This is a genomic window from Carnobacterium iners, assembly GCF_900177385.1.
Lineage (GTDB): Bacteria > Bacillota > Bacilli > Lactobacillales > Carnobacteriaceae > Carnobacterium_A > Carnobacterium_A iners.
Genome location: NZ_FXBJ01000002.1, coordinates 1,758,793 through 1,775,046, shown reverse-complemented (window position 1 = coordinate 1,775,046; position 16,254 = coordinate 1,758,793). Strand labels below are relative to the sequence as shown.

Annotated in this window: 15 protein-coding genes; 5 read left to right on the top strand and 10 right to left on the bottom strand. The window is 34.7% G+C overall.

The annotated features are described in order from the left end of the window. Nucleotides 1-157 precede the first annotated feature (157 nt). From B9Y54_RS08510 to B9Y54_RS08500, 3 genes are all read right to left on the bottom strand, one after another. Nucleotides 158-1,048 (bottom strand): diacylglycerol/lipid kinase family protein, encoded by an 891-nt coding sequence (locus tag B9Y54_RS08510; protein WP_085559862.1) that lies wholly within the window; start codon nucleotides 1,046-1,048, stop codon nucleotides 158-160. 32 nt (nucleotides 1,049-1,080) lie between these two features. Then, nucleotides 1,081-2,037 carry a LacI family DNA-binding transcriptional regulator gene (locus B9Y54_RS08505; protein ID WP_085559861.1) on the bottom strand — a complete coding sequence of 319 codons (957 nt, stop codon included), beginning with the start codon at nucleotides 2,035-2,037 and terminating at the stop codon, nucleotides 1,081-1,083. 182 nt (nucleotides 2,038-2,219) lie between these two features. Continuing rightward, nucleotides 2,220-2,663, bottom strand: coding sequence for a Fur family transcriptional regulator (locus B9Y54_RS08500; protein WP_085559860.1), 444 nt, complete (start codon nucleotides 2,661-2,663; stop codon nucleotides 2,220-2,222). A gap of 363 nt (nucleotides 2,664-3,026) precedes the next feature. Here B9Y54_RS08500 and B9Y54_RS08495 point away from each other — a divergent pair, with 363 nt between their 5' ends. Beyond that, entirely contained in the window at nucleotides 3,027-4,124 is a 1,098-nt protein-coding gene (locus B9Y54_RS08495) for an FUSC family protein (RefSeq protein ID WP_085559859.1), read from the top strand. A gap of 58 nt (nucleotides 4,125-4,182) precedes the next feature. Here B9Y54_RS08495 and B9Y54_RS08490 read toward each other — a convergent pair whose 3' ends face one another. The 6 genes from B9Y54_RS08490 to B9Y54_RS08465 all read right to left on the bottom strand — a co-directional run bounded on the left by B9Y54_RS08490 (nucleotide 4,183) and on the right by B9Y54_RS08465 (nucleotide 10,031). Then, nucleotides 4,183-5,016 carry an SGNH/GDSL hydrolase family protein gene (locus tag B9Y54_RS08490; protein WP_085559858.1) on the bottom strand — a complete coding sequence of 278 codons (834 nt, stop codon included), beginning with the start codon at nucleotides 5,014-5,016 and terminating at the stop codon, nucleotides 4,183-4,185. A 197-nt stretch (nucleotides 5,017-5,213) separates the two neighbouring features. Next, complete coding sequence (gene ntdP / locus B9Y54_RS08485) at nucleotides 5,214-5,750, bottom strand: nucleoside tri-diphosphate phosphatase (RefSeq protein ID WP_085559857.1); 537 nt, start codon at nucleotides 5,748-5,750, stop codon at nucleotides 5,214-5,216. A 160-nt stretch (nucleotides 5,751-5,910) separates the two neighbouring features. Beyond that, nucleotides 5,911-7,065 carry an A/G-specific adenine glycosylase gene (gene mutY / locus B9Y54_RS08480; RefSeq protein WP_085559856.1) on the bottom strand — a complete coding sequence of 385 codons (1,155 nt, stop codon included), beginning with the start codon at nucleotides 7,063-7,065 and terminating at the stop codon, nucleotides 5,911-5,913. Then, nucleotides 7,062-7,925: a recombination regulator RecX gene (gene recX, locus B9Y54_RS08475; RefSeq protein ID WP_085559855.1), complete on the bottom strand. Its 864-nt coding sequence runs from the start codon at nucleotides 7,923-7,925 to the stop codon at nucleotides 7,062-7,064. Before recX ends, mutY begins: the two co-directional genes overlap by 4 nt. A gap of 151 nt (nucleotides 7,926-8,076) precedes the next feature. Next, on the bottom strand, nucleotides 8,077-9,015 hold the full coding sequence (locus tag B9Y54_RS08470; RefSeq protein ID WP_085559854.1) for a general stress protein: 939 nt from the start codon (nucleotides 9,013-9,015) through the stop codon (nucleotides 8,077-8,079). Nucleotides 9,016-9,155: 140 nt separating this feature from the next. Further along, nucleotides 9,156-10,031, bottom strand: a complete 876-nt coding sequence (locus B9Y54_RS08465; protein WP_085559853.1) for a general stress protein — start codon at nucleotides 10,029-10,031, stop codon at nucleotides 9,156-9,158. A 227-nt stretch (nucleotides 10,032-10,258) separates the two neighbouring features. Here B9Y54_RS08465 and B9Y54_RS08460 point away from each other — a divergent pair, with 227 nt between their 5' ends. From B9Y54_RS08460 to B9Y54_RS08445, 4 genes are all read left to right on the top strand, one after another. Further along, on the top strand, nucleotides 10,259-11,365 hold the full coding sequence (locus B9Y54_RS08460; RefSeq protein WP_090005148.1) for a peptidoglycan-binding protein: 1,107 nt from the start codon (nucleotides 10,259-10,261) through the stop codon (nucleotides 11,363-11,365). Between the two features lie 203 nt (nucleotides 11,366-11,568). Beyond that, a complete protein-coding gene (locus B9Y54_RS08455; protein ID WP_085559174.1) occupies nucleotides 11,569-12,888 on the top strand; it encodes an IS1380 family transposase in 1,320 nt (439 codons plus the stop codon). Between the two features lie 323 nt (nucleotides 12,889-13,211). After that, nucleotides 13,212-14,621, top strand: coding sequence for an ISLre2 family transposase (locus tag B9Y54_RS08450; protein ID WP_085559852.1), 1,410 nt, complete (start codon nucleotides 13,212-13,214; stop codon nucleotides 14,619-14,621). A 258-nt stretch (nucleotides 14,622-14,879) separates the two neighbouring features. Next, nucleotides 14,880-15,548 carry a deoxynucleoside kinase gene (locus tag B9Y54_RS08445; RefSeq protein ID WP_085559851.1) on the top strand — a complete coding sequence of 223 codons (669 nt, stop codon included), beginning with the start codon at nucleotides 14,880-14,882 and terminating at the stop codon, nucleotides 15,546-15,548. 24 nt (nucleotides 15,549-15,572) lie between these two features. On the opposite strand, the gene B9Y54_RS08440 is transcribed toward B9Y54_RS08445, so the two are convergent. Further along, nucleotides 15,573-16,124 carry a dihydrolipoamide dehydrogenase gene (locus B9Y54_RS08440; RefSeq protein ID WP_085559850.1) on the bottom strand — a complete coding sequence of 184 codons (552 nt, stop codon included), beginning with the start codon at nucleotides 16,122-16,124 and terminating at the stop codon, nucleotides 15,573-15,575. Nucleotides 16,125-16,254: the final 130 nt, after the last annotated feature.

The following is a 16,254-nucleotide window of genomic DNA, read 5'->3' as shown; positions in this document are numbered from 1 at the left end:
CCTCCCAACTCTTTCATTCGTACCTTTAGTTTAATCAAATATCATCGGGATAGCTAAAATAAAGACTTTATATCTGAAAAAATAACTCTTTATTTTTAGAAAAAAAACCAGAAACGCTCAATAATATGAGTATCCCTGATTTAGTAAGAGGTTTTAGTTAGTCATTAGGTACAAATAATGTTAAAAATTGTGGATAGATTTCAAAATGAACGGGAAAGGCCGGTCCTTTATCTCCATCTACCGTTGTATTAAATTTTTTATCATTTTTTGTTTTTAAATCTGCACTTTTAAAGCGTTTGACGCTTAACTTATCTGAATAATTTTCATCCTCGTTAAGAAGTTCTGGAATCAATTTTATTTTTTCAGTTACTGTAGTTTCTTTTAAACAAAGCATATTAAAATAACCGTCATCCATTTTTGCCAAAGAAAATACAGTCTCTATTCCGAAAACAAATGAGCTTAGCCCTACTAATACCATGCTATACTCTTCTTCAAAATCCTGACCATCTAACGTCATTTGATACGTTGACGTTTCATCATTATTTAGGGCTTTAACCCCCTCTAAAAAATAAGCTAACGAGCCAAACTTCTCCTTAGATTCTTCATCAACATGTTGAACGGTTTCTGGTATGGAACCTATCGAAACGGTACTGACAAAAAACTGATCGTTTACTTTCCCGATATCGACGTTCTTTTTATGATTAAGATCTAATTGGCTAATTGCCTCTTCTGGCTTCATAGACATCCCCAAAACACGGGCAAAATTATTTACCGTTCCCAATGGAATAATCCCAACATCTGGTTGATAGTCTTGTTTTGCAATACCATTAATTCCTTCATTAACTGTCCCATCTCCACCCATTAAAAAAACAGCCTCAAACTTTTCTTTAGATGCTTGAGCAGAAAATTTCAATGCGTCACCAGCTTTTTCCGTTTCTCTTATGGCGATTTCATCAAACTTTTCCTCTAAGCGAGTCTTTAATTGGCTAACGTATTCTTTTGCTTCTGCACTACCTGAAGAAGGATTAACGACAATCATTGCTTTCATCAATTCTAAAACCTCCCTTACTTTAGTTTACTTTATTCAGCTCGTTTTGTTGTTCCCCTAATAACTAACTCTGGTTCAAACAAAACCGAACCTTGAGATATACCATCTTGATCAATTTTATTTAGCAACATTTTGGCGCAAGCAGCTCCCATTTCGATGACTGCTTGTTTTACTGTCGTTAATTGTGGAAAAGCAATTTGATCTAGAAAAATCCCATCATGGCCGGTAATGCCAAAATCATTCGGTATATTACCACCCATTTCAATAATCCCTCTTTCAATTCCTAAGGCTAGTCGATCTGAGCTACAGACAAAAATAGTGTTTGGTGAAAAATCAGACCAATTCTCTTTAATAAATTTAGCCGCTTGTCTAGAATGGTTCCCAAAACGAAAAATTTGAGCATTCATCTGGTTTTCTGCCATTTTTTGCAGGTAACCTGATTCTCTTGATAGCTCAAATAATTCATCGATGTCGATTCCAATAAAAATAACGTTTTGATACTTTAAATCAATTGCATATTGAGTGGCTAACGAAATTCCTGCTTTATTATCTGAATCAACAAAATCATACCCATGACGATTTTCGCCAAATAAAACAACAGGTTTGTTTGCACCGCTAATCCAATCATAATCTTTTTCACGGACGCCGCACATAATGTAACCGTCACAAGTACCGATATCAAAGTTATTTTTTGTAACAAGTTGCAAAGAATAGTGGCGCGCATCTAGCTCTTGGGCTATTCCGGTTAATAAGTTCATATAATAAGGTTCCGTTGTATCCATCTCTTCTAAGATAAACAACTTAATAATTTGAGTTCGATTATTGACCAATGCCTTGGCTGCTACGTTCGGTCGGTAATTTAATTCTTCCATTGCTTTAAAAACAAGTTCTTTTAATTCATCCGTCACTTGCTCAGGATGATTAATGACACGTGAGACCGTCATCTTAGACACATTTGCTTTTTTAGCAACATCATTTAAAGTTGTCATAGTTTATACCTCCTTTTCTAATTCTTATTCTTTAGTCTATTCGTTTAAGTCATGTATCGTTAATGCAATCATCATTTTAGAAAAACAGTATAAATCAAGACAAGATAGGGTAAAGTCACATTAATTGATTATTCGACTCATTGACGGTGCCTGACTAAACAGGTTACGGATAAACGAGTTATTTATTCGCTAACTAATAATGCCTGACAATCAGGACAAATCCCATAAACTTCCATCCGGTGATTGGTTACTCTATACCCTGTTAAATTATGGGCTGTTTCTTCAATGTCTTCAAGGCCTGGGTAATAAATATCTTCTATTTTACCGCATTTTTCGCAAATAGCATGGTAATGTTGCGTTGTCGCAAAATCAAACCGACTTGAACCGTCTCCATAAGTCATTTCATTTACGAACCCGATTTTAGTAAATAAACGTAAATTATTGTAAATAGTAGCCACACTAACATTAGGAAATCGTTCGACTAAAGAACGGTAAATATCATCTGCCGTTGGATGACTATCTGCCTCTATTAGATATTCTAAAACTGCGTATCGCTGAGGTGTTATTCGAATATTAGATGCTTTTAGTTTCTCAATTGTTTGGCTCACCATTTGGTTGGTAACCATAAATAAATCCCTCCTCATTCAATCTATTTAGTCTAATTCGTTTATCTTTAAAAATAAACTATTTTAATTTGTCTTTTTTATTCCCTTAATAATAACTTTTATCACATAAGAATGCAATCTTATCAAATGAGACTATTTACCGGTTACAAATAAAAAAATTCTTAAATTTGTATTTCTAATAGATATTTTTGCTGTTTTTCAAAAATACAAAAAAAACGATTACAATAAATTAATTTACTGAAAATAGACTTATCGTTACACAACCTCTTCTCATTACTATGATTATTTGCTAAAATGAACCTATTAGAACAATAAACTTAGCAAACCAATTAAAAATATTTTTTGGGAAAGAGGATATCGTTTATGAAAATTGGAGCAAGGACTATGAAAACTGGTCTAGCCATTACTCTTGCTTTAGCCATACCTTATTTATTAGATATGAAAACCGCAGCGGTCTTAGCTGCTATATCAGCAATATTTGCGTTACAACCTTCTTTAAAGCGATCTGTTAAAACACTAAAAGATAGAGTATTTGCCAATATTGTCGGTGGTGTTTTAGCTATTATTGTCAATCTAACTTTAGGAAATCACTTTATATTTGTCGGACTTGCATCAATCTTATTGATTGCTATCTTGAATCAATTTAATCTTGGCCCCGTTATTGGCTTAGCAACCGTAACACTGATTGTCATCATGATGAGCCCAGGTACAAATTTTATGTTCTCAGCTACTATCCGCATTCTAGCTACACTATTAGGTGTTGTTATTGCATTTTTAGTCAATACACTCTTTTTCCCTCCTAAATATGAAGAAAAATTGTATCATTTAATTGATTATACTACTTCTGAGATCATGAAATGGATTAGAGCTAGCGTACGAAAAAATAGTGAGTATGCTATTTTAAAAAAGGATTTAAAATGGGTCAAATCTGAAGTAGACCGTTTAGAGACTTACTATTCGTTGTTTAAAGATGAAGGAACATATTCTCGCAAGAAAAATCGCTCCCAGATATTAAGAAAAATTGTTGTTTATCGTCAAATTATTTCAACAACTAAAGTTGCGTATAACTTAGCTAGTATTTTACATCGCCAAGAAAATTCATTTAATCATTTTCCAGAAGAACTCAGAATTCAAATAAGAGAACGTTTGGAAACTCTCTTGAGTGCTCACGAACAAATTTTATTGAAATTTAACGGGCGTGTCTCTCCAGATGAAGTAAATTTTATCGATTATAAAGAATCTCTTAGATCAAAATTTATGCATTCCTTTTTCGATGAAGCTAATATGGAAGCTGAAGTAAATAAAGATGTCACTCAAAGCAATGCTGTTATTCATATTATGTCCAGTATATTAAAATACGAAGAATTTCTAAGTCGCCTAAATATTTTAGTAACTAGTTACAAAAAGGACTTAAAGAATCCTCAAACAACAATCGATAATATCCAACATATCGAACAATAAAAAAAGTCTTTGATTAGGTAAGCAAAATACCAATCAAAGACTTTTTATTCGCTTCTTTTTATTTTCCGCTTGTTGTGTCAATAGGCACTGTCAGTTGTTCATTAAAAAGAGTAGTATAGATAGCATTGCCTTCATTATTTAGTGTTTTTCCATCTTCTGCTAGTGTTTTTTCAAGAGCCAGATCCGTTGATTGTAATTCAGTCTCATAGGCTTCATGTAAATCGAAAAGGGGAAGGTTGCTTTCCTCAATAATTTCTTTAATAACTTTTAAATAACTTGTATAATCTAACGTTCTAGAATTATACTCTTCTTTTCTTGAACTACTTGGATGAGGTGTGACGAAAACAATCAGCGTTTCAGGTAAGGCTTGTTTGATTGTTTCATAGGCTTTCATCGTGTAATCTTTTGAATCAGATAAACTAATGTCTCTCACTTGATCACCATAAACAGGAACTTGAAAGAAAACAATTGCTGGCTTCTTTTCTATCAGCGAGGAAGCTGTATTTTCTTCAAATAAGCGATAAGAGTCAAACTCAGGTAATGCAACAGAACCAATCTCTATGCGATCATCTACTTGCTCCTTAATGTAGTCTCCAACTGAAAGAAACCACTCATCAGATTCCGAAAAATCTCCGTAAAAACTAACAGATCTCATCTCATCATCTGTTGGCAAACTAGACAAGTATTCTATCACTGATTTTTGATTTCTATTCTCTTCAAATGACTCACTTTTTGATGTTTCTTTCATTTCTTTCTCTTCATTTTTTTGATAAGAATTATTCGCTGCTAATAATTCTGATTTTTGTTTTTTTTGATAATTTTGGCCAATAAAAATTACTCCAACTGTCAAAATAAGTAATGCAAAAAGTATTAGCCCACTTTTTTTTGTCAAATAAACCCACTCCTTTATCCAATATTTCATTTGTTATTATAACATAGCACGTTTGATTAAAGAAAGTTCTAATTTATTTACTGCTATTTATTAAAAAAACAACCATTATTAAAAGCAAATTAAAAGAGCACCTTAATTAATAAAGGCACCCTTTTATTCATTATTAGAGAAAAAACATCGCTCGCTAAGTAGAAGTCCTATTGCTTGTTTGCTAATTGACGGTATCGATCGTACCACAACTCAACGTACTCTTTGGAAAATGGTCCTTTTTCTTCGTTGATCCACTCAACAAGAACTTTAACATTTTCTTTTAAAATATGGTCGATATCATCGGAATAGCCCCACAATTCACTATGATCTTCATACTCATCTACATCTAATAGTCGCTTTTCGCCATCTGGAAATACTTTTATATCTAAATCATAATCAATGTACTTCAATCCTTCTTCATCTAAAGCATATGGCGAAGCAAGGTTGCAATAATACGATATTCCATTGTCGCGAATCATTGCAATAATATTGAACCAATAGTGCTTATGAAAATAAACAATTGCTGGTTCTCTCGTCAACCAACGTCTCCCATCTGACTCGGTTACAAGCGTGTGGTCATTGCAACCGATTAACGATTGGTCGCTTGTTTTGAGAACCATCGTGTCTCTCCAGGTACGATGCAAACTTCCATTATGTTTATAGCTTTGGATTGTGATGTATTCTCCTTCTTTTGGAACTTGCATCCTAACCCAACTTTCTTTTTCTCATGAAAACCCAACAAGAAAATAATCTAACAATCAGAGAATGCTATTTGCACTCGACTCAAGAGTATTATATCATAAATTCTACTGGGTATAACAGAAAAAGCTCAGATAAAATGAAAGAATAATGAGAAACTAATTTTTATTGCATATTCTGATACGCCAAATAACTTTGCCATAGTTTTGTTTGTGGACCGGGAAAGGTATACTCGTTAAAATTATCAGGATGAACCCACTGACACTTTTCTGGTAGTACTTTTTCAACGCAAGAAAGTTTGCCGTAATAGACAGCGATGGTCCATTTCAAATGACTGAAAATATGAGTTACTTCTGAAAAAGATTTCTCCATTAACCTAATTTCAATGGAATAGTCCTCTTTTAGTTTCTTCTGGAGTTTAATCGTGTTTTCTCTTTCTTTTTCCTGTTCTTCTAACAATGGAAAAATCCACATATTAGCTAATAAGCCTTCTTTTGGTCGTTTTTCTAGTAAAAACTCACCGTGCTCATTTTCGATTAAGAACCCGTCGTAATAAACTGGAACGGCTTTTTTCTTTTTACTCTTCACAGGGTAGTTCGCCCAGGTTTCATTTATATAGGACGCATTAAATTCTTTAATTGGACTTAGCTCTGGGTGATAATTTTTAGGTGTACAAATGCTTGAGCCTAAATCCATAAAGGCTTGATTGAAATCACCAGGCTTATAAGGATCAATGATTTCTCTCATTACTGCTTCAAAAATTTTTCGACTAGCTGGTTTAGCAATATCTACCTCTATTTCAAAAAGACGACTCACCACTCGCATCACATTACCGTCTACTGCCGGTTCTGGTAAATCAAAAGCCATACTCGCTATCGCACCTGCAGTGTAAGGACCTATACCACTTAATTTAATGATTTCTTTTGGATCACGAGGCATTTCACCTTCATAGTCGGTCATGATCTGTTTAGCTGCTTTTTGCATATTACGAACTCGTGAGTAGTAACCTAATCCTTCCCAAGCCTTCAATAACTTGTCTTCATGCGCTTGAGACAAGTCTTTAATCGTTGGAAATTGCTCCATAAAATTTAGGTAATAAGGAATGACAGTGTCTACACGCGTTTGTTGTAGCATAATTTCAGATACCCAGATACGATAAGGGTCATTGCTTATTCTCCATGGCAACGTCCTTTTTTCAATATCATACCAACTTAATAGCGTTGCTCTGAATCGTTCAATTTTTTCTTCTGACCACATTTGAATACCATGCTGATCTAGTAATGCTCTTGTCTCATTTTGTTGCTCTCTTTTTTTTGTCATTCGTTTTGATCTTCCAATTCTTTTTCCTCAATAAATTGATTGATTAATTCTCCTGTAAACCCTTTTTGAAACAAACTACTTTTTACTTTTTGAATTTTTTTATAGCCTTTTAATTTAGCTTGCTTACGCCAGATTTTATCTCCTTGCGCTTTTATTGCTACATATTCTTCATCTTCTTCTTTTTCAACGGTCACTTCTTCTAATACTTGTGTAATAATATCTGAGTCAAATCCTTTTTGCATCAGGTTTTGGCGCAATTTATTATTGGTTTCACGAGTAGAATGTTGGGAAGAACGACGAATAACTTTTTCAGCTAGTTGAATCCCATTTTCAACCATTTGGTCAAATGGATACTGCTCACTTGCCTTTTCAATATTTTCTTCAGCAATGCCTCGTCTTTTTAATTCTTGCTTGATGACACGAGGACCTTTGCCTCCAACATTGGCTCCCGTACGTGTATAACTTTCTGCATACATTAAATCATCTAAGTAGCCTTGTTCCTCTAGCTTTTCGATAACCTCATCTGCCACGTCTGAAAACTCATGTTTAGCTAAATCATCACGCACTTCTTTTTCAGAACGCAAGCCATAATTCAAATAATTTAAAGACCTCGTATACGCTTTTCTAAAGCCATCTTCTGATTCTAATTCTTCTCTGAAGTCATCAGAGATAACCATTCCTTTATATAAAGCATACTTTACCAGAATAGCTTCATCTATTGGGAAAGCATAATCTTCATCTAAATAAATATTGTAACGTCCTTTTCTTTTTTGTGTCTCAATTTTGGTTATTTTTGGTAAATCTTCATCAGGCGTTAGATCCTTTGAAGAAACTATTTTTTTAAATGAATCGTCTGTCACAGGTATTCGCCTCCTATAATTGTATCGGTTGTCCTAGTATACCATAGATTGTTTCAAAAAATAGAACAGAAGTTTGCCTACTAACACTAAAAAAAAGCAACCGATTAGAAGCAAAAAACTTCCTTCTATCGGTTACTTTGATTTTTCCTTTTTATTCTTTATCAGCTAGCGGATCAACAACCGGTTGCCCTGTGATTGAATTGCCAGTAAAACGGGGTAAATCTTGAGAATCTTCAACTGCCGTCTCGTGTCTATCGTTTATTTGGTTTCCTGTTTCATCTGTTGGATTTCCTTGCAACGGATTATCTGTTGGATCATAGGTATTAACAGATTGTTTTCTTTTCGCTTCATTTGTAATCGGTTTCGTATTATCTTGAAGCGTGCCATCACTCAAGTATCTATCCTCGAAACTAGGCATCGCACTTTCTCCTTCGGGTAGCGTTGTATCTTTCGTTTTTCTAACGCCACTGCCGCCTCGTCCGACTGGTTTAAGTTGTCTCGCTTTACTAAAACCGGCATTCTCGTCCGTTCTATCTTCTGGTCTACCAGAATATTTTTCACTTAAAAAATCAATTTCTTGATTTAATAGACCGACATCCTTATCATAATAAACGGCTGATTTACCAGTAGGTTCCGAAGTATTTGAAATAACTTTCGAGCCACTTCCGCCTCGTCCAATTGGTTTATTGTTCTTTTCTTCCTTGCTTGATTTACCCAGTTCTTTAGGACCGTTTTCTAGCTGTTGACGAATTGGAATACCATTGTCTTCTTTTACAAGAATAACATAATTACCGGATTTTAAAACATCATTATACTGGAGAGCCGTTTGTTTATCAATTCCATAATGCTCTAATGCTAACTCTGGGCTAACGTCTGTAAACATCTCTTTTATTTTTTCCCACATATTATAATCTCCATCAGTAGAAACCTTATCAACTTCAACTAATGTTCGATTTTGAATATCCGAATAATTTGTTTTGCTTGTCACAATAATAATATCGTTCACCATACGGCCTTCACTTAATAAGCGTTCTACAGCAAAAATTGTTTCATCTACTGTGTTGTAAGAGGATTCAACTACTTTACTCATTTTTATACACTTCTTTCTATTTTTTAGTTTGTCAGTCAATAATAGGAATCACCTTACTTTATTTATTAATAAAGCGGATACATACGTGGCTAAAATAAGTAGCCCGAATAAAACGTTGCATTCATCGGGCCAAGTAAGTTTTATTGCTCTTCGTCATCTTTAATTGTTTTCCCACCAGCATTTTCATATTTATTGCTGTAATAAGCATCACTTTCAGGAATATCGTTGTGCGGATTGGGATGCTCTGCTTTTCTAGGTTCTGTCTCCACTGTTAAACCTTCTCCAACAACACCTGTGCTAATGTTGTCGGGATAAACATGGTTGCCCTCTTCTGTGTTAACTGTTTCTTCATCACCAGTTAGATGAGGTGCATCTTTTCTATCTTGTTTAAGTAAATCTCGTTCGCTATTATCATGGTTTACTTCTTTATCTGGTGAAGATGCAGTTGACGTTCCGGGTACGTCTTCTCTTGCAGACTGAGATTTAGAAGGATCAAATAGCTCGCCTTCTCCCGTTGCCGGATTCATCGCTTCTTTTGTTTCTGTTTCACTAGGTTCTACTTGTTCCTTAGCAGATAGACTAGCTTCATTTTTTTCATCGTCGTTTAACACATCTTTATTTACCGATGATAATTGCTTTGAATGAGCAGGAGCCGTGCTGTTTGTTAGAATAATAATCTCATGATTTTCTAAGGACTCGCTAAAATGCTCTGCTGTTTCGACATCAACACCATGTTCAACTAACGTATTAGACTCATTATCATTCGTATAGTCGCCCATTCGGAATGTTTCTTTGATTTTATCCCAAAGCGACTCTTCTTCGTCATCTTCATCGTTATCTTCATCGTCTTCAACCGATTCGACGTCTACTAAAGTTAAATCTTCTAACTCATCTTCATGCTTTTCATCCGTTATAATGAGTAGTTCTTCAGCTAGATAGCCCTCATTTAATAAGCGCTCTACTGCTTTTATTGCTTCTTCAGTTGATGCGTACGTTCCTTCTACAATTCTTTGCATGGTCTTCACTCTTCCTCTCTAAAATCATTTAGCTTTTTAAATCAACTAAACTACCTGTTCATTTGTCTAACTACCTTAATGATAGCAAAAACTAAATACTCAATCAAAGAAGAACCCTCAGCGCCGACTTATTCTTTGAAAATGTAACGTTCATTCGCTCGTTTTCGTTATCTCATCATAAACCGTCGACCGTTTATCAAAGAGATAATAAAAAATGGAGGAGTTAGATGTCTAATCAAATCGAAAAAAGACTCATTGTATTTAAACAATACCCACTAATTAAATCAACTATTATTATTGCCCACGAATCAGGCAATGCCCTTAATACTGGTAAAAATGCATTGGAAAACGAACTAACTTTTATGGCTCAACAAGCTTTGAAAGGAGGCGCTTTTGTTAGCCATTGGGTTGGTGGAGGAGGAAAAATAGTTCAATTAAGTAAGACTGGATTCGTTCAATATGGAGCAGGAGCAAATGCAAACGCCTATGCGTATGCTCAAGTAGAGTTAGCTCGCACATCGGATCCTTTAATTTTCAAAAAAGACTATCTTGCTTATGTTTGGCTTTTAAAAAAACTAGCTAATGAAGCTGGGATACCAAGGACATTAAATACAGGAAAGACATTAAAAGAAAAAGGCATTAAAACACACCATTGGGTTTCTATTCATCTTGGAGGAACAAATCATCGTGACCCTGATGATTATTTAGCTAGTTTTGGGATCAGTCTTAATCAGTTTGCTTTTGATCTAGATAATTACAAAAAAGAAGATTCACTAGTATCAAACCTAAAAAATGAAACTCATATCGTTAAATTTGGTGACACCCTATGGAGCATCGCTAAAAAAAATAAGACGACTGTTACTTGGTTAAAAAAATTAAATCAACTGTCTTCTGATCAAATTCAAATTGGGACCGTACTTTTGTTAACCAAACATCAAGCCCATTTGCCTAGTGCAAACCATTCTCTAAAAGAGCGCAGAGATATAATAAAACAAATTCAAAAGAACTGCGGAACAATTGTTGATGGAGTATTTGGACCAAATACTAAAAAAGCTCTTCTTTGTTTATTTCAAGAGACTATCCGTACCGAAATAGACGGATTATGGGGACCTAAAACAGCATCCTTAGTAAGAAATATCCAATTAGGAACAAGCGGAAACGATGTTTATGCTGTGCAAGCGATGCTTTTTGGACGAGGGTATGAAATTGTGGGAATACCAAATCGACTAGCTGGACGTTCAACCAAGCAAGCTATTCTGTTGTTTCAAAAGGAACGCCACCTTATTTGCGATGGGATTGCAGGTAAAAAAACCTTAGCTTTATTGTTTCAATAAAAAGAGTTAGCTTTGTTCAAATAAGAAGATAAAATAATTTATATTTAGCCTGAATAATTCATAGCTTTTCTAAAAATACTAATCGATGTTGATTTTACAGCGTTTAAACTAATTTGCTTTATCACCCATTAGGTGATGAAAAAAGAACCCCTTTCTGCTATGGTTATATCATCACAACCAACCAATAGAAAGGGGTTCTCTCAATGATTACTTTACAAGAAAAAGCAATGAAATTCAATAACCATTTATATGTCTCTCATACAGGTGGTCGTTTATCGAGTGATTCAGGATTAATTTTAGTTGATGAATTAATGGATACTTTTCATTTTGAAGAATTGTCAAAAAAACTCATTTCATATAATGAAAATCGTCGCTATTGGAAACACACTAACCATAAAATTTTAAAACAACTAATTCTTCAACTAATTGCTGGCTATAAAGCTGATTCGTCTGCGACTATCTTACAGTATGATCCAGTATTACAAACTCTGTCACAAGAAGAGTGTTTGGCTTCTCAACCGACTATCTCTCGGTTTCTTGATCGCATTACAGACCAAACGATTAATGATTTACAAACCTTTAATCAAACATTAATTGACCAAGCGAGATTTGTTCGCAATGATATGAATATGATTATTGATTTGGATTCTACACACTCTGATACCTTCGGTATTCAGGAACAAACAGATTATAATGCCCACTATCGAACAAACGGTTATCATCCATTAGTCGCATTCGATGGATTAACGGGCGATTTTTTAAAAGCTAAACTTCGTTCAGGAAATCAATACACGTCTAAAGGAGTTAAAGAGTTTCTTGAACCGTTATTAGATCATTATAATCAAGCAGTCCCTACGACAGATATTTTAGTGCGTGGAGATAGTGGATTTGCAACACCTGATATTTATGAGTTATGCGAAGAATATGGGTCAAACTTTGTCATTCGCCTAAAACATAATAATAATTTATACCGATTAGCAGAAGAGTTTGTGTATTACGACGATAATTATCCTTGGAATGAAAAAGAAGAATACTATTATTCCGTTTCCTATCAAGCAGCGTCTTGGTCTAAACCGCGTAGAGTATGCATTCAATCCATTCGAGAAATGGGTGAATTACTTTTCAAGCATACGTTTATTGTCACAAATTTTTCAGAAAACATTTCATCAAAACAAGTTTTTAAGACGTATAAAAAGCGTGGTGCTATGGAAAACTACATTAAAGAAGCAAAAAATGGTTTCTATTTTGATAAGACAGATAGCCCTAAATTTATTGAAAATCATGCACGTATGATGATAAGTGTCCTTGCATACAACCTAATCAATTTTTTGCGTACAACTTGTTTTGATAAAAATTATAAAGGACTTCAAATTAATACGATTCGTCTTCGCTTATTCAAAGTAGCTGGCAAACTAGTGAGTACTGCGAGAGAAATGTATCTAAAAATTTCTAGTTCGCATGTTTATCAAGCGGAGTTTTATGCCGTCTTTAATCGAATCCAAAGGATTCGGCATTACATTTAAAAACTCCTTAATTTTTTTTAAAAAACCAATCAAAACCAAGGACCAACCATGCCCAAAATTCGTACTTTCTTAATGAGAAACCAATAAATAAATGAATTAAGTACCAAAAAGTAAAACTATTAAACGTTAATTTGAAAAATTTTGAAAAAAGTGTGTTAATTGATTAAAAACAACAAAAAATTAAAGGTATGAATTATTCAGGTTTAGGTATGTGTAAAATAGTTCTCGAGATAACATTATTTTTTTACTAGCAAAAAGAAAGAAGACGTTCTATCATAAATGTATGCTTGAGCGGCAAATACATAAATGAAAGAGGCCTTCTTATGGATAAAATTATAACAAAATTATATGAGATAATAAAGGAATCAAGCGATTTAATTGCTACAGAAGAATCTATACAACTTTACATGTACGAAACATTCGCTGAATTAGTAGGAGATATCTTCACGCATCTAAATCAGGTTGCTAAAGAACAAAAACAAAGTGAAGGTTGGAAAGTGAAACGAGCAGATTGGAAAACTGTTCAGTTTCTTTTTGGTCCTGTTCGCTATCATCGTACCCTGATGGTAGATCATGAGAGTCAAAACCATTATCCGCTAGATGAATGCCTAGGCATTCGAAACTACCAACGCCATAGTCCACTCGTAGAAGTAAAAGTGGCAGAACTAGCTAGTAAGTGTACTTACCGTGACACCGCTGACCTATTAAAAGAATGGACGGCAGTCATGATTAGTCATCAAACAGTAGGCAGTCTTCTTAAACGAGTTGGAACAGCACAATCACGTGAAGATGAAGAAAGCGTATTGGAACTAGAAGAAGCAGCCGAATTACCAAAAGGAAAAAAAGTGAATTATTTTTATGCCGAGGCTGATGGTGTTTTTGTTCGTGGGACGAAAAAGAAAAAAAGCTTAGAAGTTCGTCATGCCATCGTTTACGAAGGCTGGGAAAAAAACGGAAAGAGAGTCTCTTTAAAGGAACCTAAAGCCATCATGACGACTAAAAAAACCGCTGGTTTTTGGGCAGAAGTTCAAGCTTTTACGGCGAATCACTATGCGTTACAACAAGCCCAAGTCATTACCAATAGCGATGGTGGACAAGGCTATACAGCAGACAAATTCCAAGAAGCTTTTTCTCAGTCGAACTACCCTGTTTTAAACCAGCTAGACTCCTATCATGTCTATCAAGGCTTAAATCGTGCGTTTGGAGCACAAGCGACTCTCTTTAAACGGCAGGTTAAACAAGCACTAAAAGCGCATAATTTAGATGACCTAACTGTTTGGTTGGATACGTATGAAAGCACGCTAGACGAGACACTAGCATTGGAAAAACTGAAAATTTTTAGGACATACGTATTGCGGAATTGGGATCGGATTTTCGATTGGCGTGAAAAAGTAGAACAGGCGCCGAAGGACGCTAGAGGTTTAGGCGCAATGGAGTCAAATCAACGGCACATTTCTTTTCGGATGAAAAAGCGTGGGATGCATTGGAGCGAAGAAGGTTGCGAAGCTATGGTAAAGGTAAAACAAGGCATGTTAAATCACACATTACGCGAAGCTTATCTTCACCAACAAAATAGAAGTGCGAGACAACAACGCAAGCTGAAACAAACCATTCGTTTATCGTCATTATTGCATGAGAAGACACGACAGTCAGTTGGAGCAAAGAATGGAGCAATTCCGTTGTATGCCTCTCATTCATCGGCAATGGGGCAATTATTTAAAACTTTTCGTTAATTCCTGTCTTTTTGGAGAAGGTTTCTGGTTTTAGAAACCTTCTCCAAAAAGATGGGCCAGCAAACGGCATAGCCGTGCGGTAGCTGATGAGTGTACAAAAATAGAACGCCTAAACTAGCAGGATAATAAGGGACCCGAGAAAAACTTGACACAGACATATTTAGCACTTGTTCCCTTTCAGTTTATAAATTATGCTATACTAAGAAGTGCAAATTAACCGAAGACGACACCGGTCTTTGATAGGAGAGTGACCGTCAATTGAAAGGGGAACATAACGCAGTGATTGTTTTAGCAGGAATGATAGGTGCTGGTAAAAGCACGTACACAAAATTAATATCTGAAACATTAGGAAGCGATGCTTTTTATGAAAGTGTTGATGATAACCGTATTTTAGAAAAGTTTTATGAGGATCCAAAAAGGTGGGCTTTTTCTTTACAAATTTATTTTTTAAATACCCGTTTTCGTAGTATTAAAGCAGCATTTTTACATGAGAACAACGTATTGGATCGTTCAATTTATGAAGATGCCTTGTTTACAAAAATTAATTACGAAGAAGGCAATATGAGTGATGCTGAAATGGATACTTATTTAGATTTATTAGATAATATGATGGAAGAATTAGATGGCATGAAAAAGAAATCACCTGATTTATTAATCTATCTTCGTGGTTCATTGGATACGGTTTTAGGTCGTATCGAAAAAAGAGGTCGTTCATTCGAACAAATTGAAGGCAACCAAGGTTTATTAGATTACTATACGCATCTTCATAGTCAATACGATAATTGGTTTGATTCTTATGATAAGAGTGAAACACTGATCATTGATATTGATAACCATGATTTAGAAAATCCCGCTGATGCACAAATCATTATGGACTTAGTTACAAAACGCTTGAGTGATGTTCGTTTAAATAAAATAAGTGTTTAAATAAAATAAGTAAGCATTTTTTGCTTACTTATTTTTATTTTCTTCTAACCAAACACACCCAAATGTTTGAGAAGCTGGCAAAATCGCTGCACTTTTGCCATGGTTATCATAAGCTTCAAAAAATAATTTTCCTTTTGTATTGTATCCATATGCATAAACCAGTACCCAATGATTTTGGTATGGACTTCCTAATACTCTCGTTGTTCCGACTGTAATAGGTAACGGATTTGGTTTATTTAACTGTTCTACTACCACTCTATCTGGAATAAAAGATAGTTTAGCTTTGTAATCAGGATTTCCTTTTAAAACAACAGCTAAACCATGTTTCAAGTCCCAAGGAAAGGTCCCACGGTACATAAAAGTTTCATCAACGACTGATTTTAATCCTGCCACTAACAAACTTTTAGATAAGTCTTTTCCGTAACGGTTTTGGTACAAGTCATGCAATAGAACTGCACAAACATACGTCCCGCAGATACCTGGCTTTTCATTGTTAATCCATGAACGGTATTTGCTAAAACGTGTTGATTTTAATCCAACCCAATTTGTCGGATACTGATTCTTTTTTATCTCCATCTTTGTCCTCCTTGAATGAACTCATTCATCTAAAAAATAATTTTTTACTAAAAAGAGTATAGCACTAAACTCTTTAGTTTGATTGTTTTCACATTTTTATTTTCTGTGTCATTAGATTAGCGCAAAACGG